Source organism: Massilia atriviolacea (genome assembly GCF_003953935.1).
GTDB lineage: Bacteria > Pseudomonadota > Gammaproteobacteria > Burkholderiales > Burkholderiaceae_D > Telluria_A > Telluria_A atriviolacea.
This window is the reverse complement of sequence record NZ_RXLQ01000024.1, coordinates 39,596-62,692: the sequence shown is the minus strand read 5'-3', so window position 1 is coordinate 62,692 and position 23,097 is coordinate 39,596. Positions and strand designations below refer to the sequence as shown.

Genomic DNA, 23,097 nt, shown 5'->3' with positions numbered 1-23,097 from the left:
GGTTCAGCCCGGCGGCGGCGTGGCGACCGATGCCGTCGGCGCCGCCGGCGCGCGCAGCATGGTCGGATCGAGGAAGCTGGCGGCGCGCCGGCTGTACGCGGGACGCATGTGGATGCTGTCGGTGTAGACCGGCGCGCCGCTGTCGTCGAGCACCGGGCACAGATTGTCCTTGCACATGGACTGGGCCGGTTCGATGACGATGGCGCCCGTCCCGGCGGCAATCGCGCTCAGGCGCGCGAGCGGCGCGGCATTGCGCCGGCGGAAGTCGGCCAGGTCGAACGCGGGCACCTCGGGCAGCGGCGCAATCGCGCCGAAGCGCGAGCCGGTATACATCGATTGCGGATCGTAAGCGGCCCCGGCCGGCGGTTGCAGCACCAGGAATACCCGCTTGCCGTTCGCGCGCAAGGTCGCGATGCTGGCCTGCAGCGACTGGTAGGCCAGCTCCTGCGCATCCTGCGCGGGGAAGGCTTTTTGCACGCCGTCCTTGTTGAACAGCAACTCGTGCTGGCCGGCGTTGAAGTAGCCGTACCAGGCCGCGCCCAGTACCACGGTATCGACCTCGGGGCTGTTGGCCAGCGCGTACGCCGCCTTGACCGTCCTGGGACAGAGCGGAAAGCGGATCTGCGGCAGGCGCACGGTGTGCTCGATCGGCGGACAGCCGCCGGCGGTGGCGAAAATCACCGAACTGAAACGCGCCGGATCGCTCGCCACCGCGTGCTCGATGCGCGGGCCGTACTGCTGCATCACGGAGTCGCCCAGGAACACCGTCAGGCCGGGGCCGCGGCTGGCCGCTTTCTGGAACACCACGCCTTCGTAGCGCAGCGGCGCCAGGGTCGGGCCGGGGAACTGGCTATCGTTCAGGGCCGCCAGGTAGGGCTGGGCGCCGTGGGTGTCGATCCGTTCGCGCAGCACACTGGTGCCGATCGCCAGGCCGAGCACGGCGATGGCGACCATGCCCATGCCGAGCGACCAGGTCACGCGGCTGCGGTCGCGCCGCTCGCGCAGGGGGATTTCGACCAGGCGGTAAGTCAGCCAGGCCAGCACGAAGCCGGCAGCGACCAGCGCCAGCTTGACCGCCATCGGCGGCTTCTGGCCGTACACGATGTGGCCGTAGGACAGCAGCGGCCAGTGCCACAGGTACAGGGGGTAGCTGATCAGCCCGATGGCGACGGGCAGGCGCCGGCCCAGCAGCAGGCGGTTGAGCAGGCCATCCTTGCCGGCCAAAATCAGCAGGCAGGCGCCGCCCACCGGCAGCAGGGCCCACCAGCCGGGGAAGGCCGATTGTTCGTTGGTCAGCCAGAACGCCAGGCCCAGCAGCACTGCGCCGGCCAGCGACAGCGCTGTGCCGTACCGTTCGAAGCGTTGCGCGTGGTGCAGGTGCAGGTAGGACACCACCCCGCCGGCCATCAGCTCCCAGAAGCGCGTGAGCGGCGAAAAGAAGGCCGCCACCGGATGGCTGCTCACCAGCAGCAGGTTGGCGCTCATCGAGATGAGGAAAATCACGCCGGCGACCCACAGGAAGCGCAGCTTGCGCGAAAACACCAGCCACAGGATCAGCGGCCACAGGATGTAGAACTGTTCCTCGACCCCGAGCGACCACAGGTGCAGGAAGGGCTTGGTGATGCCGTCGTTGTCGAAATAGCCCGCTTCGTTCCACAGCACCAGGTTCGACACGAACACGGTGCCGGCCACGGCGTGCTTGCCGATCTGCCGGAATTCGCCTTGCAGCAGGGTCATCCAGCCGAAGGCGAGGGTGGCCAGCATGACCACGCTCAGGGCCGGGAAAATGCGGCGGATGCGGCGCACGTAAAAGTCGGCGATGCTGAAGCTGCCTTTTTCCAGCTGCCCCAGCAGGATCGAGGTGATCAGGAAGCCCGAGATGACGAAGAAGATATCCACGCCCACGAAGCCGCCGGCGAACCAGGTCGGCCAGGCATGGAAGGCGATCACGGCGATCACCGCCAGCGCGCGCATGCCATCGATATCGGGCCGGTAGGCGAGGGCGCCTGCGTGCGCGGTATGATTGTTGGGTGGAATGACAGCCTCCGGAGACGAATGATTTAGTAAAAGACAATACCGACAAACTGCGCATTATAGTAGATGCGCCAAAATGCGTTGCAATTTGTTTAATGCAACATGCATGAAGAGCTTGCCGGAATTGTAAGTCCACCATCATTCGACCGCGCGCCGGCGGCCTTGTTCCCTTATTCGCGCTCGGGCTTGCCGATCCAGAGGCGGTGCGGCCCCGGTCCCTTCTCGCCCAGCTTGTCAAGCGGATTGCGCAGCCAGCAGCGCTCCAGCGACAGGCAACCGCAGCCGATGCAATCGTCGAGCGTGTCGCGCAGCTTTTTCAGCTGCGCCATGCGCTGGTCGAGGTCGTGGCGCCAGGCGGCCGACAGGCGCACCCAGTCGTCGCGGCTGGGTGCGCCGCTGCCGAGGGTCGCCAGCGCGGCCTCGATCTCGGCCAGGCTCACGCCCACGCGCTGGGCCACCCGGATGAAGGCGATGCGGCGCAGTACGTCGCGCCGGTAGCGGCGCTGGTTGCCGCCGCTGCGGGTGCTGCTAATCAGGCCCTTGCTTTCGTAGAAGTGCAGGGTGGATACAGCCACCCCGCTGCGCCGCGCGACTTCGCCGACCGTCAGTGCCGGATGGGTGTCGCGTACTCCATGTTCATCTGTCACAAGAGACTCCTTGACCTCAACTTAACTTGATGTTTTAGACTGGCTTTCGCTGCTTGGGAGAGCATTCTAAAGGAGAATTTCAGATGGCAAGGAACACGCCCAAAAACCCGTCCGACGGGGTATTCCGGATCGATAAATTCGTGGTGCCGGCGGCCTCGCTGCCCGCCTTCGTGGAGCAGATGCGCGAGATCGAGGCCATGTTCGAGCGCCTGCCCGGCTGGCGCCAGAAGCATTTATTGACGCAATTCGGCGGCACCGGGGAATTTAATGTGGTGACCATGGTCGAATGGAAGACGGCCGGCGCGATGGCGGTGGCCCAGCAGATCGTGCAGCAGCGCTTTGCCGAACAGGGCATCGCGCCGGCCCAGGTGCTCGAACGCCTCGGCGTGCGTTCGGACCGGGGGTTTTACATTGCCGCTTGAGCGCGGCGCGCCTTGCGTGCGCGATAGCGCTTGCGCAGCCACAGGAACAGGGGGACCGCCACCAGCAACCACGGCAACACCGCCACCGTCGCGACGATCAGCATGCCCACGCTCGACATGAGGATATAGCCGGAATCCCGGGCCGCCAGCGCCACCGGCGCGGCCCAGCTTTCCCGGGCCTGCAGCGATTCGGCGACCAGTTTCAGCTCGACCCGGGTCATCTCGGTCTGGCTGGCCAGCGCCTTGCGCTTGCCGGCAATGCTGTCGAGTTCGGCCTGGGTTTTGGCGAGCTGCGCCTCGGCCTCCAGGACTTCCTTCATGTTGCCCGTGCGCTTGGCCAGCAGGTCGAGGATGCGGGTCTTGAGGGCAGTCAGGTTGGCGATTCTTGCTTCGACGTCGATGACTTCGGCGGTCAGGTCTTCGCTGTCGCGCTCATGCTGGAGCAGCTTGCCGTGTTCCAGCATGGTCTTGAGAAAGCTGTCGAAGGCTTGCGGCGCAATGCGCGCGGTCAGTGTGGCGCTGGCCGACTGGTGCGGGCGGGTTTGCGACTGGTCGGCGTTGAGGACGATGCAGGCGAGCTTCACGCAGGCCGCCTGGATGGCGTCGAAGTGCTTGTGCAGATCGGCTTCGGGCGCTTCGAGCACCAGTCTGTGGCGCGTGGCGATGTAGCGCCGGCTTGACTGCGACGCGGGCGCTTCCAAGGTCGCGTTCTCGAGCGCCTGTGGCTTGCTCGATAAGCTGGCGGCTTCCTCCTTGTGCGTGCAGGCGGACAGGAGCAGGGCGACAGCGAGACAGGCCAGGAGTTTCATGGGAGGGCAGTGAATGAATGTTGAGGGAATCATAACATCATTCACACGCCGGAAAGCGACAGGCACATCCGGGCGCGGCCGTGCCGGCATGCCGTGGGGCGGCAGCCGGGAGGGCTTGCGGGTACTGCCGGTACTGGCCGGCGAGCTGGCCAGTCTCGGCTAGCTGACCGTGGCCGCGCGCAAGCGGCGTGCGGCCTGGCGGCGGTCGTAGCTTTCGATCAGCGCGTTTTGGGCGATCTCGTCGCCGATGCCGCGCAGTTTCAAAAAGCGCTGGGCGGCGTCGCTGCCGAAAGCGCGTTGCAAGGCGATCGCTTCGTGCAATTGCGCTGCGGTTTCAAGGTCCTGGCGACGGTCTTCATGACGGCGGTCTACATCGTCCATGTTGTTCTCCTGGTTACTAGATTGCATTTATAACACGCAAAGAAAATGCATGCTGTCGATGCGTGTACCGAACGCGGGTATTTACATTATCGTCAGCAGGCCGTCGAACTTGATGCTCAGCGCATGAAGAGGAGAGGAAATCATGGCGTCCGGGCTGTGCGTGCTGTCGCTGCCGCAGTTGCCGCAGTAGTGGCGCCGGTGCGGCGTTTGCGCAAAGCTGCCCAGGTCCAGGTGCGGATGCGCGCAGCGCGCGCAGTTGACGCAGCCGAGGGCCTGTCCGGCCGCGCGCGCCGCGCTGTAGGCCAGCAGGGCCGGCGGGGTAATGTTGACCTGCACGATGGCGGTGCCGGGGAACAGCGCGGACCCGCCGCTGTCGCGGATCGCCAGCGCGGCGCAGCGCAAGGTTAAAGGCGCCGTGCTCGCGCCGGCGCGGGCGATGGCGGCCTCCATGGCGCCGTCGGCGGTGCCGGCAATGGTCGCACCGGCGCAGGCGGCCAGGTCGATTACCGGTGGATGCAGGGCATAGCCCATCTTGTCGGCGTGGCGCGCGCAGCGCTGCCGGCCGCTCGCCGCCCATGCGGCCAGGTCGGCTTTCACGCCCCAGTAGGTCTGGTGCGTGCGGCACCAGTGGCGCGCAGCGCCGTTGCGGTATTTGCCGGCCGCCACCAGCAGGCAGTCGAGCACGCCATCGAGGCCCTGGTCGGCGGGGAATTCGCCCGACACCCGATCGCTCTCGACCGCAATGTGGCCGACGGTGGCGTCGAGCGGCCAGCAGATGCCTGCGGCCTGGCGCCGCATCAGTCGCTATGCGCGATGTACAGGCCGCCCTTGCCGTCCGGCAGCCAGGTTTCGCCGATGTCGGAGCTGACATCGAAAAAGCCGAGCCCATGCTGGCCGGCGAGGCGGGTCACGGTGGCGTGCGCATCGTCGATCCGGTTCCACGGAAAGCTCATGTAGATGAACGCCTGTCCGATGGTGTAGTCGGTCTCGGTGCTGTCCTCGTCTTCTTCCTCGTCCTCGTCCAGCGCCATGGCCGGAAAGACCTGGACGATGTCGGCGTAGAACGCTTGCAGGGCCGGGGTGGCGACAGCCGGGTCGGCGTAGGAATGGTCCTCGCCCAGTTCGGTCTGTTCTTCATGCCACGCGAGGAAAGGCGCGCGTTTTTTCGGGGCGGTGTCGGGTGCGAACACCATCAGGTCGTAACTCATGCTTGTGTGCCTTTATCGGGGGAAGGTGTGCTGCCGCCATTCTAGTCCAAGGACGGCAAAGTGAGCGTTTCAGCTCTTGCCATTCTGGTAAGATATCCGCTCCTTAGCAACCCGGTCATTGCGGACCAACAGCGCCGCAGGACGCGACAATGACATCCACACCAGCCCATCCCCCACGCGCCAGGCGCGTGCTGTTCGTTCATCAGAATTTTCCTGGCCAGTTCAAGCGGATTGCCGCGCACCTGGCGCGCGACCCGGCTTACGAGGTGCTGGCGATCGGCAAGGAAGGCTGCCCCGGCCTGCCGGACGTGCGCACCCTGAGCTACAAGCTGCACCGGGCCCAGTCCAAGGAAACCCACCACTACGCGCGCCCCTTCGAGGCGGGCATCCTGCATGGCCAGGCCTGCCTGCGGGTGCTGCTGGCGCTCAAGGAAAAGGGGTTTGTGCCGGACGTCATCATCGCCCACCCCGGCTGGGGCGACACCATGTTCGTGCGCGAAGCCTTTCCCGATGCGCGCCTGGTGCATTTTTCCGAGTTCTACTATCACACGGCCCATGCCGACGTCGGCTTCGATCCGGAGTTCCCCAGCACCATCGACGACCGGGCGCGGGTGCGCGCCAAGAATGCGCTGCAACTGCTCAACCTGGAAGCGTGCGACATCGCGGTCGCGCCCACGCGCTGGCAAAAAAGCCTGCACCCCGGGCCCTACCAGGACAAGATCGCCCTGATTCATGAGGGCATCGACACCAGCTATCTGCGTCCCGATCCCGACGCCTCTTTCACCCTGCCGAACGGCAAGGTGCTGCGTCCCGGCGATCCGGTCGTGACCTATGTGTCGCGCAACCTGGAACCGTACCGCGGTTTCCATACCTTCATGCGCGCGCTGCCGGCCATCCTGGCCGACAATCCCGGCTGCGACATCGTGCTCGCCGGCGGGGCCGGCGTGAGCTATGGAGCGCGTCCGGCCGATGCCGCGAACTGGCGCGACAAGCTGCTGGCCGAGGTCGACATCGACACGAGCCGCGTGCATTTCCTCGACCGCATTGCGTATGCGCGCTACCGCGCCCTGCTGCAGGTATCGGCCGCCCATGTGTACCTGACGTACCCCTTCGTGCTGTCGTGGTCGATGCTCGAAGCGATGGCCTGCGGCTGCCTGGTGATCGGCTCGGACACGGCGCCGGTGACGGAAGTGATCCGCGCCGGCGAGAATGGCTTGCTGGTCGACTTTTTCGACACCGCTGCGATCGCGGCCACGGTCGGCATGGCGCTGCGCGAGCAGGCACGCTTCGCGCCCCTGCGGGCGCGCGCGGTGGAAGCGATCAAGGCCGGGTATGCGGTGGAGGAGGGCATTGCCGGCTACCGGCGCCTGATCGACGCGCAGACGCTGTAGCGCAGCCCGGCTCGCCGCCGCCGGCGCAGGGCGCCGGGCCCTGCGCGGGAAGGGCGGCGCGCTTAGGCGGCAATGCGCGCCTGCCCGCTGAAGTTGGTTTCGGCGCACCATAAGGTACTGGCGCGCGCCAGCAGGACCGCTTCGGCATCGGCCAGCCAGCCATCGGCATCGGCGATGCGCCACATGGCCTGCATCAGCTGGCGGCGCAGGTCGGGATGGCGGATCTCGTCGAGCAAGCCGTCGAGCATGGCGCCATCGATGCGCACTTCGCCGTGGAACGCCGAGGTCAGCATGTCCTGGCAGAGCTCTTGCAGCAAGACCTGGAAGCCTTCCTGGTCGAGGTCGATGTACTGCAGGATCCTGCTGCTGTCGAGGGCGGCAAGTTCGCTTTGCGCCAGATTGCCGTCGACCACCATGGCCAGGGCAAGGACACGGCCTGCTGCTTGAGGGCTATCTGTTTCGTAACGACGCATTGTGCTGCTCCAGTTGTTGTAAAGGTGTGTGGTCAATGTCCACCAAAAAAGTATAAGGGCGCGCGATATAAAGAAAAACTCGATTAATACTAATTGATAAATCGATTTTTTCGATGTGTTTGAAGCTTAGTTGCCGGAAAATGTTGTCGTTCGACGCGTTAGTCGACCAGCGTTGTGCAGCTTGCGACGCGGTGTGCGCAAAGGACGGTCCTGACGTTGCCGCAGAAATGGGCGAAAGCCGGTGTCCCCGATGGTTGGCGGCAGTTTGGCAGGCGGGCTCGATTCGTGAGCTGGTCTTGACGATGGCAATGCATCGCGCTATGAATGGCCAAAAAACAAAAAAGCCGCTCAAGGCGGCTTAGTCGACATGCTGAAACGATGGGGTGGCTGATGGGGCTCGAACCCACGACAACAGGAATCACAATCCTGGACTCTACCAACTGAGCTACAGCCACCATCGAATCTGCATTTTGTTCAGATGCTTCCTGAACAGAAAAAGATTATACAAACATCTGAGCGAACTGGCAAATCAAAATGCACCGAAAGCGAAATATTTTCAAATCACCACTTCGCGCACCGGCGCATCGATGCCCAGCAAGTTGGCGAACGCTCCCGACAAGGCCGCTGCGCTGGCGCTGGTAAAGCCTTGCACGGCGGGTGTCGCGGGCGTGCCGGCGGCGCCATCGCCCGCATGCAGCAAGCCGGCCGCCGCCAGCAGGCGCCCCAGTTGGCGCGCCACCGCATCGCCTGTGTCGATCAGCACGATCTCGCGCGCGGTGGTCCTGGCAATCACCTCGCCCAGGCTCGCCAGCACGAACGGGTAGTGCGTGCAGCCGAGCACCAGCGTATCGGCGCCCTGGTCCAGCAGCGGCACCGCATAGCGCTCCAGCAGCGCACCGATCGCGGGCGAACCGAGGTCGCCCAGTTCGATCCGGTCCACCAGGCCCGGGCACCCCTGCAGCAGGAACTGCGCCCCGGTCGCCGCACTGATCTGGTCGCGCAGCAGCAGGAACTTGGCGCCGGCGATGGTCACGCTGGTCGCCAGCACGCCCACCTTGCCGTTGCGCGTGGCCGCCGCCGCCGGCTTGAGGCCCGGCTCCACCCCGACGATGGGCATGTCGGGATAGTGCGCGCGCAGCACCTTGATGGCGGCCACCGTCGCCGTGTTGCAGGCCACCACCAGCGCCTTGGCGCCGTTGGCGATCAGAAAACCCGCCACCGCCAGCGAGCGTTCGGCGACCACGCTTTCCGGCTTGTCGCCATACGGCGCAAAACCGGAATCGGCGAAGTACAGCAAATGCTCATGCGGCAGCTGCGCGCGGATATGGCGCAGGACCGACAAGCCGCCCACGCCGGAATCGAACACGCCGATCGGCGCGGCAGCCGCCAGGGGAACGCTCGCGTTTGTCACTCGGCTCAGGCCACGCTGACAGGGATCTTGCCGACGCTGGACAAGGACTCGATCTTCGCCGCCCATTCCTTTGGACCGGTGTTGTGCACCGACGTGCCGTTGGCGTCGACCGCCACCGTCACCGGCATGTCGACGACGTCGAACTCATAGATCGCTTCCATGCCCATGTCGTGGAAACCGAGCACCTTGGCGCTCTTGATCGCTTTCGACACCAGGTAAGCCGCGCCGCCGACCGCCATCAGGTAGGCCGACTTGTGCTTCTGGATCGATTCGATCGCCGCCGGACCGCGCTCGGCCTTGCCGATCATGGCGATCAGGCCGGTTTTTTCGAGCATCATGTCGGTGAACTTGTCCATGCGGGTGGCGGTCGTCGGACCGGCCGGGCCGACCGCTTCGTCGCGCACCGGATCGACCGGGCCGACGTAGTAGATCACGCGGTTCCTGAAGTCGACCGGCAATTGCTCGCCCTTGGCCAGCATGTCCTGGATGCGCTTGTGGGCGGCGTCGCGCCCGGTCAGCATCTTGCCGTTCAAGAGCAAGGTCTGGCCCGGGGTCCACGAAGCGACTTCTTCGCGGGTCAGGGTATCGAGGTCGACGCGGCGCGATTTCTCGGTGTCCGGGGTCCAGTGCACGTCGGGCCAGGTCGACAGCGCCGGCGGCTCGATGTAGCTCGCGCCCGAACCGTCCAGCACGAAGTGCGCGTGGCGGGTGGCGGCGCAGTTCGGGATCATCGCCACCGGCTTGGAAGCGGCGTGGGTCGGATGCATCATGATCTTGACGTCGAGGACCGTGGTCAGGCCGCCCAGGCCCTGCGCGCCGATGCCCAGCGCATTGATTTTGTCGCACAGCTCGATGCGCAGTTCCTCGGTCTTGTTCTGCGGGCCGCGCAATTTGAGTTCGTACATGTCGATGTCGTCCATCAGCACTTCCTTGGCCATCAGCATGGCTTTTTCGGCAGTGCCGCCGATGCCGATCCCGAGCATGCCCGGCGGACACCAGCCCGCGCCCATGGTCGGCACGGTCTTCATGACCCAGTCCACCAGCGAATCGGACGGGTTGAGCATGACGAACTTGGACTTGTTTTCCGAACCGCCGCCCTTGGCCGCGACCTTGACGTCGACGGTGTTGCCTTCGACCAGTTCCATGTGGACCACGGCCGGGGTATTGTCCTTGGTGTTCTTGCGTTCGAACTGAGGATCGGCCACGATCGAGGCGCGCAGCTTGTTGTCGTCGAAGTTATAGGCGCGGCGCACGCCTTCGTTGACGGCATCGGTCACGGTGCCCGAAAAGCCTTCGAAGCGCACGCCCATGCCGATCTTGAGGAACACATTGACGATGCCGGTATCCTGGCAGATCGGGCGCTTGCCTTCGGCGCACATGCGCGAATTGGTCAGGATCTGGGCGATCGCGTCCTTGGCGGCGTCGCTCTTTTCCGACTCGTAGGCGCGCGCCAGGTGGGCGATGTAGTCCGCAGGGTGGTAGTAGCTGATGTACTGGAGGGCGGCGGCAACCGATTCGATCAGGTCTTCCTGCTTGATGATAGTCATGGCTATTCTCGTTGGCTTAGTGGGGGGTCTTGGTCATGTTCTGGGTGCCCATCATGATGCGGTCGGTGTAGGCGATGGCCAGGGCCGAGAGCAGGAACACGATGTGGATCACGGTCTGCGCGATCAGCACTTTTTCGGGATACGCATTGGCATTGATGAAGGTCTTGAGCAGGTGGATCGACGAGATGCCGATGATCGCCATGGCCAGCTTGGTCTTGAGCACCGAGGCGTTGACGTGCGAGAGCCACTCCGGCTGATCCGGATGGCCTTCCAGGTGCATGCGCGAGACAAAGGTTTCGTAGCCGCCCACGATGACCATGATCAGCAGGTTGGAAATCATCACCACGTCGATCAGGCCCAGCACCACCAGCATGATGGTCGCTTCGTTCAGCTTGGTGGCCGGCTTCATGCCTTCCACGGTGACGGCGGTCAGGATATGTTCGAGCGACGTTTGGTTGCCGAGGACGGCGCCGATCAGGTCTTTCAGTTCGACCCAGAAATGGAAGACATAGACGCATTGCGCCAGGATCAGCCCCAGGTACAGCGGCAACTGCAGCCAGCGGCTCATGAAAATCAGGTTGTTCAAGGGGGTCAGCTTGCGACCGTCGTTCGGCAGAATCGGTTCAGACATGAATGCTTGGCTCCAGAGTAAGGCAAAAATTTTCGCTGCGTCATTTTACCAGCGCTTGGGCCAGCTGCAGATAGCCGGCTCGGTCCGGCAACGCATTGATCTGGCGCAAACCACAGGCAGATCGCCTTGATGGGGGATTGATCTTGTCGTAAATGCAAGTGACCATACCGCTTGTTGTCGCTATCCATGCTTTAATGCCTTGTTGACCTTATTCGCTGATTGGCAATGTAAGGGCGCAGTAAGCGAGCGGGACTATGGTTTTAGCAAAACAACACCACTATTGGAGACTCAGCATGGCAGCATCAGATTCCCCCCAGCAGGAAAATCAAGGCTTGCAAGAAAGCCGCGTATTTGCGCCGCCAGCCGGCTTCGTGGCCGATGCCGCCATTTCCGGCATGGATGCGTATAACGCGCTGTGCGCCGAAGCGGCCAGCGACTACGAAGGCTTCTGGTCCCGCCTGGCGCGCGAGAATCTCGACTGGCACAAGCCGTTTACCTCGACCCTGGACGAGAGCGACGCGCCGTTCTACAAGTGGTTCGGCGACGGCGAGCTGAACGTGTCGTACAACTGCCTCGACCGCAACCTCAAGAACGGCAACGCGGACAAGACCGCGATCATCTTCGAAGCCGACGACGGCACTGTCACGCGCGCCACCTACCGGGAGCTGTACGAGCGCGTCTGCAAGTTCGCCAACGGCCTCAAGGCGCGCGGCATCAAGAAGGGCGACCGCGTCATTATCTACATGTCGATGTCGATCGAAGGCGTGGCCGCCATGCAGGCCTGCGCGCGCATCGGCGCCACCCACTCGGTCGTGTTCGGCGGCTTTTCCGCCAAATCGCTGCAGGAGCGCATCATCGACGCCGGCGCGGTGGCGGTCATCACGGCCGACGAACAACTGCGCGGCGGCAAGCACCTGCCGCTGAAAAGCATCGTCGACGAAGCGCTGGCGCTGGGCGGCTGCGCCAGCATCCGGAACGTCATCGTCTACAAGCGCACCGGCGGCAACATCGCCTTCACCGAAGGGCGCGACCTGTGGCTGCACGAGCTGGTGGCCGGCCAGGCGGCCGAGTGCGAGCCGGAATGGGTGGGCGCGGAGCATCCCCTGTTCATCCTGTACACCTCCGGTTCGACCGGCACGCCGAAAGGCGTGCAGCACTCCAGCGGCGGCTACCTGCTGTGGGCCGCGCTGACCATGAAGTGGAGCTTCGACATCAAGCCGCAGGACGTATTCTGGTGCACCGCCGATATCGGCTGGGTCACCGGTCACAGCTACATCGCCTACGGCCCGCTGGCGGTGGGTGCGACCCAGGTCGTGTTCGAAGGGATTCCGACCTATCCGAACGCCGGGCGCTTCTGGGACAACATCGCCAAGCACAAGGTCAGCATCTTCTACACGGCGCCGACCGCGATCCGCTCGCTGATCAAGGCGGCCGATGTCGACCCGGCCGTGCATCCGTCCAAGTACGATCTGAGCAGCCTGCGCCTGCTCGGTTCGGTGGGCGAGCCGATCAATCCGGAAGCCTGGATGTGGTACTACAAGAACGTGGGCGGCGAGCGTTGCCCGGTGGTCGATACCTTCTGGCAGACCGAGACGGGCGGCCACATGATCACCCCGTTGCCGGGTGCGACGCCGATGGTGCCGGGTTCCTGCACCCTGCCGCTGCCGGGCATCATGACCGCGATTGTCGACGAGGCCGGTGCGGACGTGCCGAACGGGCAGGGCGGCATCCTGGTGGTCAAGCGGCCGTGGCCGTCGATGATCCGCACCATCTGGGGCAATCCGGAGCGCTTCAAGACCAGCTACTTCCCGGATGAGCTGGGTGGCAAGATGTACCTGGCGGGCGATGGTGCGATCCGCAACAAGGAGACCGGCTACTTCACGATCACCGGGCGCATCGACGACGTGCTCAATGTATCGGGGCACCGCATGGGCACCATGGAAATCGAATCGGCGCTGGTAGCCAATCCGATGGTGGCTGAAGCGGCGGTGGTGGGCAAGCCGGACGATACGACGGGCGAATCGATCTGCGCGTTCGTCGTGCTCAAGCAGGCGCGTCCGACTGGGGAAGAGGCCAAGAAGCTGGCGCTGGAGTTGCGCAACTGGGTCGCCAAAGAGATTGGCCCGATCGCCAAGCCGAAAGAAATCCGCTTTGGCGACAACCTGCCGAAGACGCGTTCGGGCAAGATCATGCGGCGTTTGCTGAGGGTCTTGGCCAAGGGCGAGACGATTACGCAGGACGTCTCCACGCTGGAAAATCCGGCGATTCTGGAGCAGCTGAAAGAAGCCTCGTAAGGGCGAGTGCAAATTTCTTCATACTTTCCAGAATCTTTGCTATAATCTGCGGCTTCGCGAAGGCGGAGAAGTAAAGCAGGAGAGATGGATGAGTGGTTGAAGTCGCACGCCTGGAAAGCGTGTATAGGTTCATAGCCTATCGGGGGTTCGAATCCCCCTCTCTCCGCCAAAGACACAAAAGCAAATAAAAGCCACCCTCGGGTGGCTTTTTGCTTTTGTGTCTTTGGCGGAGAGAAGCACGCCCCCTGCGGGGCGTGCGCGGGGGATTCGAAGGGCTGGGCGTACTCGCCCGGCCCTCTCCGAATCGTCCAACTGCCACCGCTACGCGGTGGCGCGCCGGAGGCGCTGCGCGAAGCGCAAGAAAAATTCCCCTAAACACCAATCGATCCCAGCGGCCGGCCGTTTCCATCGTAAAGCGTCGAATCGGAGGGAGGGGTGGGGCGCAACTAAACCGAGATCATTGGACGAAAAATCCCCCCGCGTGCGGCAAGACTGTGGAGTCCCACACCGATAGCGTTGCCAACAACAAGAACGGCCAAGAACAACAAAAACGCGCGCCCCCGGCATCAAAGCCGCTTCAACTGCCCGATCACGCTCGCCACCTTGGTGGTAATCATATCGACTGCGGGTCCATTAGCGCCGTGCGGAATAATGACATCGGCGTGGCGCTTGGTCGGCTCGATGAATTGCTTATGCATCGGGCGCACAGTGTCCAGATACTGGCCGACGACGCTCTGCACCGAGCGGCCGCGTTCCGTAATATCCCTCTGCATGCGGCGGATAAAGCGGATATCCGACGCGGTGTCGACAAAGATCTTGAGCGACATCATGTCGCGCAAGTCTGCGTCATACAAGGCGAACAGGCCCTCGATCACGATGACCGGGGCTGGCTTGACCGGAATGGTCCTGTCGGAGCGGTTATCGATCGTGAAGTCGTACTCCGGCATCGCGATCGCCTCGCCGTTGCGCAAGGCCTGGACGTGCTGTACCAGCAAGGGCCAATCGAACGCCTGCGGATGATCGTAATTCTGCTGGCGGCGGACTTCGGGGGTGAGATGGGTCTGATCGCAATAATAATCGTCCTGCATCACGACCGAGACCATATCGGCGCCAAAGGAAGCCAGCACTTGCTGGGACACGGTTGACTTGCCACTGCCGCTTCCGCCAGCGACACCGATTACAAATGGGTGGAAAGAAATCTTATTCATGCCGAATGATACCGGAAGCGCGCGCGAACCGACAGGGGACCGGCTGCTTGAGGTGTGGCGCGACCGGGCCACGCGGTCGTCATGTCGCTGCGTTCGCTGCCGAGGGATTGCCGAATTTTCGCGGCGTCCTGTCGCGTCATGATAAAGCCCGGCCTCAGTCAGAACATGTTCGCCGACTTGGCTAACAGCGTTACCAGTGCGATCAAGGTGGTTATCTGAATGCTAATCAGTATGCGGAAGTTGGTACTTGCTTCACTGCGTACTTCCCTGAAGCCTGATGCCATTTCTGAACGCAACTCCCGGAGCGCATCGTCAGTACGTTTTTGAAGGGAATCCAGCGAAGATCGTGAGTCTTTGAATCCATCGTCCGTGCGCTTTTGCGCGTCTTTGAATCCATCGTCCGTCCGCTTTTGCGCGTCTTTGAATCCATCGTCCGCGCGCTTTTGCGCGACTTTGAATCCGTCGTCCATGCGCTTTTGCGCGTCCTTGAATCCATCGTCCATGCGTATATGCGCGCTCTTGAAGCCATCGTCCATGCGTATATGCGCGCTCTTGAAGCCATTGTCCGTGCGTATTTGCGCGTTCTTGAAGCCATCGTCAGTGCGTATTTGCAGGGCATCGACGGAAGCGCGCGACTCTTTGAATCCATCGTCCATGCGTATTTGCAGGACATCGACGCAAGCGCGCGACTCCCTGAATCCATCGTCCATGCGTATTTGCAGGGCATCGACGGCTGCGCGCGACTCCCTGAATCCATCGTCCATGCGTTTTTGCAGATCGTCGACGGATGCGCGCGACTCCCTGAATCCATCGTCCATGCGTTTTTGCAGGGCATCGACGGATGCGCGCGATTCCCTGAACCCATCGTCCATGCGCTTTTGCAGGGCATCGCCGGCTGCGCGCGATTCCCTGAACCCATCGTCCATGCGTTTTTGCATGGTATCGAGGGCCGTGGCCGTATGTTCGGCATGGACTTCCAGCCTGGTGACGCGCGCTTCCATCGTCCGATCATCGGCACTTCCGAGCAGATTGTCAACCGGCGCACCGGTAGGCAGGCCAGCGCCGGCCGAGTCCCCCGCCTCGTCTATTGAATCATTCATGCTGAATCCTCCAAGGGGGTGATGGCGAGTGTCGTTCCCGCTCGCCTGCGGGTGTGAATGCTAACCCGACGTACCGGCCTGCGTCTTAATGCCGCTCATCCTCATCCCGATTCAAGCACGCCGGGCAGCGCGAGAATGCGTGGCATTTGACGAATCCCTCCAAGGGCATTAGGCTCCCCCGATGGACCGAGGTTCCGCATGTGGCTTTGGTTTTTTCACGGCAATGTACGCCGGCGTTCAACTCTTCAGGAGGCACGCAATGACCAGCAAGAACACGATCTGCCTTTGGTACGATGGCGACGCCGTCGACGCGGCGAACTTCTACGCACAAACTTTTCCCGACAGCGCGGTCCAGGCTATCCACCGGGCGCCTGGAGACTATCCGGATGGCAAACAGGGCGATGTCCTCACGGTTGAGTTCACTGTCCTCGGGATTCCCTGCCTCGGCCTGAACGGCGGCCCGATTTTCAAGCACAGCGAAGCGTTCTCTTTCCAGATCGCGACCGAAGACCAGGCCGAAACCGACCGGTTGTGGAACGCCATCGTCAGCAATGGTGGACAGGAGAGCGAATGCGGCTGGTGCAAGGACCGCTGGGGATTGTCGTGGCAGATATCGCCGCGCGCCCTCACTGCGGCAGTGTTCGGCCCCGATCCTGTGGTCGCCAAGCGTGCCTTCGATGCGATGATGACGATGAAAAAGATCGACATCGCCGCAATCGACCGGGCGGTGCTCGGCCGGGATTGATCGGCTTGGTTAAACGAATGCCATGCGCGCCGCGCGGGCCTCGCTGAGCGATTGCAGCACGCGGCCCAGGGGAAGCTCCACGCAGCGGTAAAACAGCGCGCCGGCCGCCAGGCTGGCCGCCCACGCCGTCAGCATCCCCAGCGCCTGGTACAGCGGCTCGGGCGGAATGAAGCGGGCGAACGCGGCATTGACCACCAGGCACACCGGGAAGTGGATCAGGAAGACGGAATACGAGATTTGCGCCAGGCGATTGACGGCGGACATGCCCCGGTAGGAAGCCGGGCCGGTGCGCACACGGCCGAACAGGAACAGGACACAGGCCACCGCCAGCGCCACCGCAATGCGCAGGCGGAAGTCGAGCGCCAGCGCGAGCAGGGTCGGCAAGACGATCATCGCCACCAGCAGCGCGACTGCGCGCGGCCGCCGTTTCGGATCGCTGGCCAGCCAGGCCATGATGCCGAGGCCATAGCTGCCGAAGAAGTAGGGCGCCCACTCATCCCAGGCGGGATCGCGGTTGAAGTACAGCAGCGACAGGCTGATGCCGGTCACGATCACGGCCGGCATCAGCCAGCGCCGCCAGCGCGCGCCGGAAAAACGTCCGCACAGCCAGACCAGCAGGGCCGCCACCGCATACAACTGGAAATCGATGGCCACGTACCACGCTCCTGCCGACAGGGAGTCGTAACCGAGCACGCCCTGCAGCAACAGCGCATGCGCCGCCAGTTGCAGCAGATCGGGTGGGGCGGAAATCGAGTCATGCGTCATCCATCGCGTCGCCAGGGCGGAGGCGGCGACCGCGCACAGGATCGCCACCATGAACGGCGGCACCAGCTTGGCATAGCGCCGCCACACGGTCGCCAGCGGATTGATCGCGCCTGGCTGGCCTTGTGCGAACAGGGATTTGGCGACGAGAAAGCCGCCGATCACAAGAAAGACCTGGACCGCGATGCGCGCGAAGGAATCGAGCCAGTCGATCACATCGGGCATCAAGGGCCGCGCGTAGTCGGCCATGGGGCCATAGAAGGCCAGGTGGTGCAGCACAATCAACTGCGCCGCGATCACTTTCAACAGATTGATCAGTCCAAACTGGGCCGGGGCGCTTGCCTTGGCCCCGGGTACTTTTTCTACAACGACAGCCATCCAAACCTCTTCCAATAGCACGACCGCGCAAGCAGCGCAGCGGTCGATATCAGCCAGCCATGCCTGATGGCTGCCGATAACAATTTGCCATCATAGCCGATGCGGTCGGGATGTGGCGCATGGATGAGTTACCGGATGTTACGTGGCGCTCGACGAACAGCAGCTCAATAGGGACTGTCTGCCGGCTTGCCGGCGGCGTCGGTCCAGATATCGTCCGGCAGCGAGCGGTCGCGATGCAAGACACGGTCATGCTCGGGATAGGTGATCGTGTCGACCGGCGCGCGGGTGCCGACCACCAGGCAGCGCGTTGGCGACGCGCTGCGATTCCACAAACAGTGGCCGAGCGCGACACCGGCGCGGAAGGTGGCCGCGTCGCCGGGATTGAGGATGGTTTCGGCAGCGCCTTCGACCAGGGTCACCTGGCCTTCCAGGACGTACACCATTTCATCCTCGGCGCTGTGCCAGTGCTTGATGGACGAGCGCGTGCCCGGTTGCAGCACTTCCACGAAGGCGCCGAACTGCGTCAGTCCGCCGGCCTCCGAAATCCAGAGCGTCAGGTTGGGGTCGGCCGAGCCCTCGGCGGTGTTTTCTTCTTTCATGAAGCCATCAGGAGTGAGCGCAGGCATGCGTATTCCTTTCATTGGGGTCAGAAGCGACGCGGCGGATCCTCCTTGCGTGTGCATGCGGTGGCCCTTGCGCGAGGTTCGATTGTACGACGGGCCGCATGAGAGCGGCCGCTCGACGGGGTGATGGCGGAAATTGATGTCTTTTTAGAGGCCGCAATTCTGCTGTCGGCCGATTGCATCGACTGCTGTCTCTTCTACGCGCAGACGCTGGCCAGGAAGTCGGCCACGCTGCCTTTCTGCACGATCAGCGCCGAGGCGGCCGCATACGGATCGAAGCGCCGCTCGCGCTCGCCCGTCAGCGGCACGCGCACACTGATGCGCTCGCCGTCGACCTGCACCGACGCATTGGCCGTATCGACCAGATACTGCGAAATGAAGGCGCCCACCAGGCCGACGAAAAAGCCCAGGTCCTCGCGCCCGACCGTCTGCGCTTGCAGCCACTGGCTGAAGGGCATGCGCAGGGCCTCCAGGTCGAGCGGCTCGCCCGGCGCCTGCAGGCCGGCCTGGGTCAGCACCGTGTCGAGCATCGGACGGGCTTCTTCGAGAACTTTGTACGGATCCATGTTTGTCGTGTGAGGGTGGGGGCGGGCCGGGGGCCGCGCGTTCGGGGCGACATCATACCATCGACCAGGCTCCGCGCCGGCCCGACGTGGGCTTGTCGCAACGATAACGCACATCGGTAAAACGGCGCCACGATTACCGCTTGCGGGCGCTACGCGCCGGTGTATCATCGCCTTGCTTTTATGGAATTGTTCCACTTGCCCCTGCACCGCCAGGCCGAACCCTTTTGTCCGACTGTCCGCCATGACCACACAACGCCACGCCCTTCTTTGCCTGTCGCTCTCGCTCGCCTTTGCCATCGTTGGATGCAAGCCGAAAGAAACGGCGGAAGCGCCGCCTGCGCCGCCTGCGCCGGCCAGCGCTCCCGCCCCGGCGGCTGCGCCTCCCGCCGCGCCGGCCCCGGCCCCGGCGCCGGCAGCGGCGCCGCCTGCCGTCGCCGGCGATGCCGCCGATGTCGACCTCGACAAGATCGCCGTCATCGCCAAGCCGATGCCGCCGTTCCCCTTCGTCGACTATCCGGAAAGCGTCGGCAAGGAGAAGCAGAAAACCAAGGCGTCCGACTTCGACCAGTTGCACCTGATCGTCGGCAACAAAGTCCTGCCGGTCGAAGGGCAATTCCGGCGCATCGCGTTCGAACTGGCCGATGCCGGCATTTCGCGCTTCCAGGCCCAGCGCGACTATGCCAGGGCGGCCACCGACATGGGCGGCGTCAAGGTCAACGCCAGTGTGCCGAAGGACGAGGCATTCCAGAAGGTCAGCGGCTCATTCAACGATGCCATGCGCAACAAGCTGGACTATCCGGGTGAGAACTACAGCTATGACACTTACTTCTTCCCGACGCCGACCGGCCGCAAATGGATGCTGATCATGGTCAGCCAGGACACGGTGCGCGTGACCTCGATCGAAGAAAAACAGACCGCATCGGTGGTCAAGTTGATCAGCGCGGCCGCGATGAAGTCTGAACTCGACAGCAAGGGCCACGTCGCCCTGTACATCAACTTCGACACCGACAAGGCCGCCATCCGCCCGGACGGCAAGCCGGCGGTCGACGAAATCGCCGCGCTGATGAAGAAAGAAACCGCGCTGCACCTGTCGGTCGAGGGCCATACCGACAATGTCGGCGACAAGGCGCGCAACATCGCCTTGTCGCGCGAACGCGCGCAGGCGGTGGTGCAAGCGCTGGTGAGCGACGGCATCGATGGCGCCCGGCTGACTGCCGCCGGGCACGGCCCGGACAAGCCGCTGATGGACAACGGCAGCGAAGAAGGGCGCGCCAAGAACCGCCGCGTCGAGCTGGTCAAGGTGGCGAAAAGCTGAGCAAGCCGGTAAAACGGCGCCGCGATGACCGCTTGCGGGCGAGTCGTCGCCCTGTATCATTGCCTTGTCTTTATGTAATCATAATAACTTTCCTGCACCGCCAGGCCGATTCCTTTTTTATTCCGACACACTGCCATGACCAAACCACTCAACGCCGCCCTCTACCTGTCGATCTCGCTTGCCTTCGCCCTGGGCGGATGCAAGCCGAAAGCGCCGGCCGCGCCGGTGGACGCACCGGTGACCAGCGCACCGGTCGCCGCGCCACCCGCCGCGCCGCAGGCAGCCCAGGCACCGGCCCCCGTGGCGGCCACGCCAGCGCCAGCGGCCAGCGGCGCCAGCGCCAGCGTCGCCGCCGAGCTCGACAAGATCGCCGTGATCAGCAAGCCGCTGCCGGCGTTCCCGTTCATCAATTATCCTACCAGCGTCGGCGAGGCTTTCCAGAGCACGAAAGAGTCCGATTTCGACCAGTTGCATGTCATCGTCGGCAACACCGTGCATGCCGTCGAAGGGCGCTTCCGCCAGATCACCTTCGACCTGTCGCAGGCCAAGATTTCGCAGTTCCAGGCCCAGCGCGATTACAGCAAGGCGGTGCAGGACATGGGCGGCGTGAAGGTCAATACCGGCACGCCGAACGACGATCAGTTCGTGGCGGCCAATGGCGGCGACAGCTACAAGCTGGACAAGAAACTGAATTACTACGGCAACTCCAGCAGCTACGAGGTGTATTTCCTGCCGACCCCCACCGGCCGCAAATGGATGGTGGTCATGGTCAACGACAGTGTCGTGCGCCTGATCGCCATCGAAGAAAAGCAGTCGGCCTCGTCGGTGAATATCGTGAGCGCGGGCGCCATCAAATCCGAGCTCGACAGCAAGGGCCATATCGCGCTGTACATCAACTTCGACACCGACAAGGCCGCCATCCGTCCGGACGGCAAACCGGCGGTCGACGAAATCGCCACCTTGATGAAGAAAGAAAGCGCGCTGCACCTGTCGGTCGAAGGCCACACCGACAACGTGGGCAACCCGGCGCGCAACAAGACCTTGTCGCGCGAACGCGCGCAGGCGGTAGTGCAGGCCCTGGTCAGCGACGGCATCGACGGCACGCGCCTGAGCGCCGCCGGCCATGGCGCCGACAAGCCGCTGACCGACAACGGCAGCGACGAAGGGCGCGCCAAGAACCGCCGCGTGGAGCTGGTCAAGGTGGCCAGGGGCTAATCGGCACGATGCGAGGCGCACGCGCGCAGCAGCGCCTCGCGGTCGACACCGTCACACTGACAAACCATAATCATGCCGACATTTTTCTCTGCAGATTTCCCGGAAACAACGATGCCCGACATGAGGGAGATCGTCACCCATCCCGGCCTGGCGCTGGAGGGCGCTACGCTGGGCGAGCTGTTGCGCCAGCTCGAAGCCGGCTACGATATCCGCGTCGTGCCCGATACGGACGCGCCCAGGTACTTCCGCTATCACAACCCGGCGGCCTCGGCGACGTTTTACCTGGTCGACGTGCACATCGAACGGGATGGCCGCCAGATCTGCCCGAAACAGGAGCTCGGGTTTGCGCTGCTGCCATCGGACCGCGTCACTGCGGGCATGCTCATCTGCTAGGCAAGCCGGCGGCCGGCCTGGCTTGACCGCAGCGACTGTGTCGCTCCCGTAACGCGTGGCGCAAAGCGCGCCGCTGCGCTACCGTATCGGTGAACCGGCGGCGGGGAATCGTCCACGCCGCCCCACCTTTCCGGGAGCCGTTTCATGACACGCATGCCTGTTTCCATGGCGATGGCGGCGCTGCTGCTGTCCCTTTCCCCATCCTGGGCGCAAGAAAAAGTCGCGCCGCCGCAAAGCCCGCCGGGCGCCGACAAGGCGCCCCAGACGCGCGCCCTCGAAGCGGGCGCCAAACTCTTGCAAAGCAACAGCCCGGTGGCCGGCTTCGACATTTACCTGGTCGGCTTCCACCCGATGAAGGACCATCCCGAGCACCAGATGGAGGCGCATCATTACTGCCACCAGATGAACGAAGATTTCGCCCAGTGCGTCCTGTTCGACAGCAACACCCGCAAAGCCAATATGCACGGTGTCGAGTACATCATTTCCGAGGCCTTGTTCGAGACCTTGCCCGCCGAAGAAAAGGCGTTCTGGCATCCCCACAACGGCGAAATCCTCAGCGGCCAGCTGATGGCCCCCGGCATCCCCAAGGTCGCTGAAAAAGCCTTGATGAAGTCCAAGATGAACAGCTACGGCAAAACCTGGCATGTCTGGAATACCGGCCACATGGGCCAGCCCAACGACAAGCTGCCGCTGGGTCCACCGATGCTGGCCTGGTCCTTCAACCGCGACGGCGAGGCCCAGCCCGGCCTGGTCGAGGAGCGCGACCGCCGCATGAAGCGCGATACCGCCGCAACGCGCAAGGAGCGCGCCGACCTGGCCAGGCTGGCCAGGCCGCAAGCGGGCACGGACGCCCTCAAGGGCAAGTTCGGCCGCCCCACGCGCGACATTCCCGGCGTGACGGACAAATAGACGGGCCGCAGTCCGCTGGGCGCCGGACTGTTCCTACATCCGATGGGCAAGTAGGCCGATGGACGCGCGCAGGGCATGACGCGAGGATACGACTCACTGGCTGCGCGCACCGTCATGGTCGCCGCAGCCCTCATCCCCCGGACCAGGCAAAGGAGTTGCGACATGAACAAACTTCCTCTCGTAAAGAATTTGGCGTGTATCTTGCTGGCGGCATGCTCGCTGGCGGCGTGCAAGAACGATGGCGCCGGACCGGGCGCCGACAGCGGCGCCGCGCCGACGGCCGCCGTACCCGGCAGCGGTGCCGGCAACAGCACGACCGGCGCCACCGGCGGCACGGCGACCTCGACGACGGCCGGCAATGACGGCGGCGCCGCGGCGACGCCGGGTGTCACGAGCGGCACCGGCGCCACCGGCACCAGCGGCGCGGCGGGCACCACATCGAGCGGCGCCGGCGATGGCGCTGTGGGCGCCACCGGGACAGGCACGGCCGGTGCAAGCGGCACCACGTCGATGACCGGCAGCGACGGCGCCGCCGGCGCCAACAGCACGGACGGCGGCACCCGGGGCACAGCGGGCACCACGCGCCCTAGCGGCCAATAAGGCCGCTGACATCCCGGCGTTTGGGCACCCCGCCC

General features: G+C 63.9%; 24 protein-coding genes and 2 tRNA genes. 10 read left to right on the top strand and 16 right to left on the bottom strand.

The genetic code is table 11. The features are described 5' to 3' along the window. Positions 1-3: 3 nt before the first annotated feature. Together EJB06_RS28930 and soxR are read right to left on the bottom strand one after the other, a co-directional pair. Positions 4-1,974: an acyltransferase family protein gene (locus EJB06_RS28930; RefSeq protein ID WP_126077501.1), complete on the bottom strand. Its 1,971-nt coding sequence runs from the start codon at positions 1,972-1,974 to the stop codon at positions 4-6. A gap of 230 nt (positions 1,975-2,204) precedes the next feature. After that, complete coding sequence (soxR, locus tag EJB06_RS28925) at positions 2,205-2,681, bottom strand: redox-sensitive transcriptional activator SoxR (RefSeq protein ID WP_126077500.1); 477 nt, start codon at positions 2,679-2,681, stop codon at positions 2,205-2,207. Between the two features lie 83 nt (positions 2,682-2,764). Between soxR and EJB06_RS28920 the strand changes: the two genes are divergently transcribed. Then, positions 2,765-3,103, top strand: coding sequence for an antibiotic biosynthesis monooxygenase (locus EJB06_RS28920; RefSeq protein ID WP_126077499.1), 339 nt, complete (start codon positions 2,765-2,767; stop codon positions 3,101-3,103). Here the strand turns inward: EJB06_RS28920 and EJB06_RS28915 are convergent. From EJB06_RS28915 to EJB06_RS28900, 4 genes are all read right to left on the bottom strand, one after another. After that, positions 3,088-3,912 carry a DUF4349 domain-containing protein gene (locus EJB06_RS28915; protein WP_164558065.1) on the bottom strand — a complete coding sequence of 275 codons (825 nt, stop codon included), beginning with the start codon at positions 3,910-3,912 and terminating at the stop codon, positions 3,088-3,090. The two genes, EJB06_RS28920 and EJB06_RS28915, sit on opposite strands and share 16 nt — an antisense overlap. 159 nt (positions 3,913-4,071) lie before the next feature. After that, positions 4,072-4,293: a hypothetical protein gene (locus EJB06_RS28910; protein ID WP_126077497.1), complete on the bottom strand. Its 222-nt coding sequence runs from the start codon at positions 4,291-4,293 to the stop codon at positions 4,072-4,074. Positions 4,294-4,374: 81 nt separating this feature from the next. Further along, positions 4,375-5,091: a hypothetical protein gene (locus EJB06_RS28905; RefSeq protein ID WP_126077496.1), complete on the bottom strand. Its 717-nt coding sequence runs from the start codon at positions 5,089-5,091 to the stop codon at positions 4,375-4,377. Next, positions 5,091-5,501, bottom strand: a complete 411-nt coding sequence (locus EJB06_RS28900; protein ID WP_126077495.1) for a hypothetical protein — start codon at positions 5,499-5,501, stop codon at positions 5,091-5,093. Before EJB06_RS28900 ends, EJB06_RS28905 begins: the two co-directional genes overlap by 1 nt. A gap of 149 nt (positions 5,502-5,650) precedes the next feature. Between EJB06_RS28900 and EJB06_RS28895 the strand changes: the two genes are divergently transcribed. Next, positions 5,651-6,892, top strand: a complete 1,242-nt coding sequence (locus tag EJB06_RS28895; RefSeq protein WP_126077494.1) for a glycosyltransferase family 4 protein — start codon at positions 5,651-5,653, stop codon at positions 6,890-6,892. Positions 6,893-6,954: 62 nt separating this feature from the next. Here the strand turns inward: EJB06_RS28895 and EJB06_RS28890 are convergent, their stop codons facing one another. From EJB06_RS28890 to EJB06_RS28870, 5 genes are all read right to left on the bottom strand, one after another. Beyond that, a complete protein-coding gene (locus tag EJB06_RS28890) occupies positions 6,955-7,365 on the bottom strand; it encodes a tellurite resistance TerB family protein (RefSeq protein ID WP_126077493.1) in 411 nt (136 codons plus the stop codon). A gap of 379 nt (positions 7,366-7,744) precedes the next feature. Then, positions 7,745-7,820: transfer RNA gene (locus EJB06_RS28885), tRNA-His, on the bottom strand. Between the two features lie 101 nt (positions 7,821-7,921). Further along, positions 7,922-8,776 (bottom strand): glutamate racemase, encoded by an 855-nt coding sequence (murI, locus tag EJB06_RS28880; protein ID WP_229427341.1) that lies wholly within the window; start codon positions 8,774-8,776, stop codon positions 7,922-7,924. A gap of 5 nt (positions 8,777-8,781) precedes the next feature. After that, on the bottom strand, positions 8,782-10,323 hold the full coding sequence (locus tag EJB06_RS28875) for a fumarate hydratase (RefSeq protein WP_126077491.1): 1,542 nt from the start codon (positions 10,321-10,323) through the stop codon (positions 8,782-8,784). Positions 10,324-10,339: 16 nt separating this feature from the next. After that, positions 10,340-10,954: a TIGR00645 family protein gene (locus EJB06_RS28870; protein WP_126077490.1), complete on the bottom strand. Its 615-nt coding sequence runs from the start codon at positions 10,952-10,954 to the stop codon at positions 10,340-10,342. A 293-nt stretch (positions 10,955-11,247) separates the two neighbouring features. Between EJB06_RS28870 and acs the strand changes: the two genes are divergently transcribed. Both acs and EJB06_RS28860 read left to right on the top strand, forming a co-directional pair. Further along, positions 11,248-13,248: an acetate--CoA ligase gene (gene acs / locus EJB06_RS28865; protein WP_126077489.1), complete on the top strand. Its 2,001-nt coding sequence runs from the start codon at positions 11,248-11,250 to the stop codon at positions 13,246-13,248. A 78-nt stretch (positions 13,249-13,326) separates the two neighbouring features. Further along, positions 13,327-13,417: transfer RNA gene (locus EJB06_RS28860), tRNA-Ser, on the top strand. Between the two features lie 397 nt (positions 13,418-13,814). On the opposite strand, the gene udk is transcribed toward EJB06_RS28860, so the two are convergent. Beyond that, positions 13,815-14,456, bottom strand: a complete 642-nt coding sequence (udk, locus tag EJB06_RS28855) for a uridine kinase (protein WP_126077488.1) — start codon at positions 14,454-14,456, stop codon at positions 13,815-13,817. Between the two features lie 158 nt (positions 14,457-14,614). After that, positions 14,615-15,556, bottom strand: coding sequence for a hypothetical protein (locus EJB06_RS28850; protein ID WP_126077487.1), 942 nt, complete (start codon positions 15,554-15,556; stop codon positions 14,615-14,617). Between the two features lie 259 nt (positions 15,557-15,815). On the opposite strand from EJB06_RS28850, the gene EJB06_RS28845 reads away from it, so the two are divergent. Continuing rightward, complete coding sequence (locus tag EJB06_RS28845; protein WP_126077486.1) at positions 15,816-16,301, top strand: VOC family protein; 486 nt, start codon at positions 15,816-15,818, stop codon at positions 16,299-16,301. Between the two features lie 9 nt (positions 16,302-16,310). On the opposite strand, the gene EJB06_RS28840 is transcribed toward EJB06_RS28845, so the two are convergent. The 3 genes from EJB06_RS28840 to EJB06_RS32090 all read right to left on the bottom strand — a co-directional run bounded on the left by EJB06_RS28840 (position 16,311) and on the right by EJB06_RS32090 (position 18,630). Next, on the bottom strand, positions 16,311-17,441 hold the full coding sequence (locus EJB06_RS28840) for an acyltransferase family protein (RefSeq protein WP_126077485.1): 1,131 nt from the start codon (positions 17,439-17,441) through the stop codon (positions 16,311-16,313). 164 nt (positions 17,442-17,605) lie between these two features. After that, on the bottom strand, positions 17,606-18,067 hold the full coding sequence (locus tag EJB06_RS28835; protein ID WP_126077484.1) for a cupin domain-containing protein: 462 nt from the start codon (positions 18,065-18,067) through the stop codon (positions 17,606-17,608). 194 nt (positions 18,068-18,261) lie between these two features. Continuing rightward, on the bottom strand, positions 18,262-18,630 hold the full coding sequence (locus EJB06_RS32090) for a hypothetical protein (RefSeq protein WP_164558064.1): 369 nt from the start codon (positions 18,628-18,630) through the stop codon (positions 18,262-18,264). A gap of 241 nt (positions 18,631-18,871) precedes the next feature. Here EJB06_RS32090 and EJB06_RS28825 point away from each other — a divergent pair, with 241 nt between their 5' ends. The 5 genes from EJB06_RS28825 to EJB06_RS28800 all read left to right on the top strand — a co-directional run bounded on the left by EJB06_RS28825 (position 18,872) and on the right by EJB06_RS28800 (position 23,062). Further along, complete coding sequence (locus tag EJB06_RS28825; protein ID WP_164558063.1) at positions 18,872-19,945, top strand: OmpA family protein; 1,074 nt, start codon at positions 18,872-18,874, stop codon at positions 19,943-19,945. A gap of 135 nt (positions 19,946-20,080) precedes the next feature. Beyond that, entirely contained in the window at positions 20,081-21,160 is a 1,080-nt protein-coding gene (locus EJB06_RS28815; RefSeq protein WP_164558062.1) for an OmpA family protein, read from the top strand. Positions 21,161-21,271: 111 nt separating this feature from the next. After that, positions 21,272-21,553, top strand: a complete 282-nt coding sequence (locus tag EJB06_RS28810) for a hypothetical protein (RefSeq protein ID WP_126077479.1) — start codon at positions 21,272-21,274, stop codon at positions 21,551-21,553. 144 nt (positions 21,554-21,697) lie between these two features. After that, entirely contained in the window at positions 21,698-22,462 is a 765-nt protein-coding gene (locus EJB06_RS28805) for an OBAP family protein (RefSeq protein ID WP_198420945.1), read from the top strand. 162 nt (positions 22,463-22,624) lie between these two features. Further along, positions 22,625-23,062 carry a hypothetical protein gene (locus tag EJB06_RS28800; RefSeq protein ID WP_126077478.1) on the top strand — a complete coding sequence of 146 codons (438 nt, stop codon included), beginning with the start codon at positions 22,625-22,627 and terminating at the stop codon, positions 23,060-23,062. The last annotated feature ends 35 nt before the right edge of the window (positions 23,063-23,097 follow it).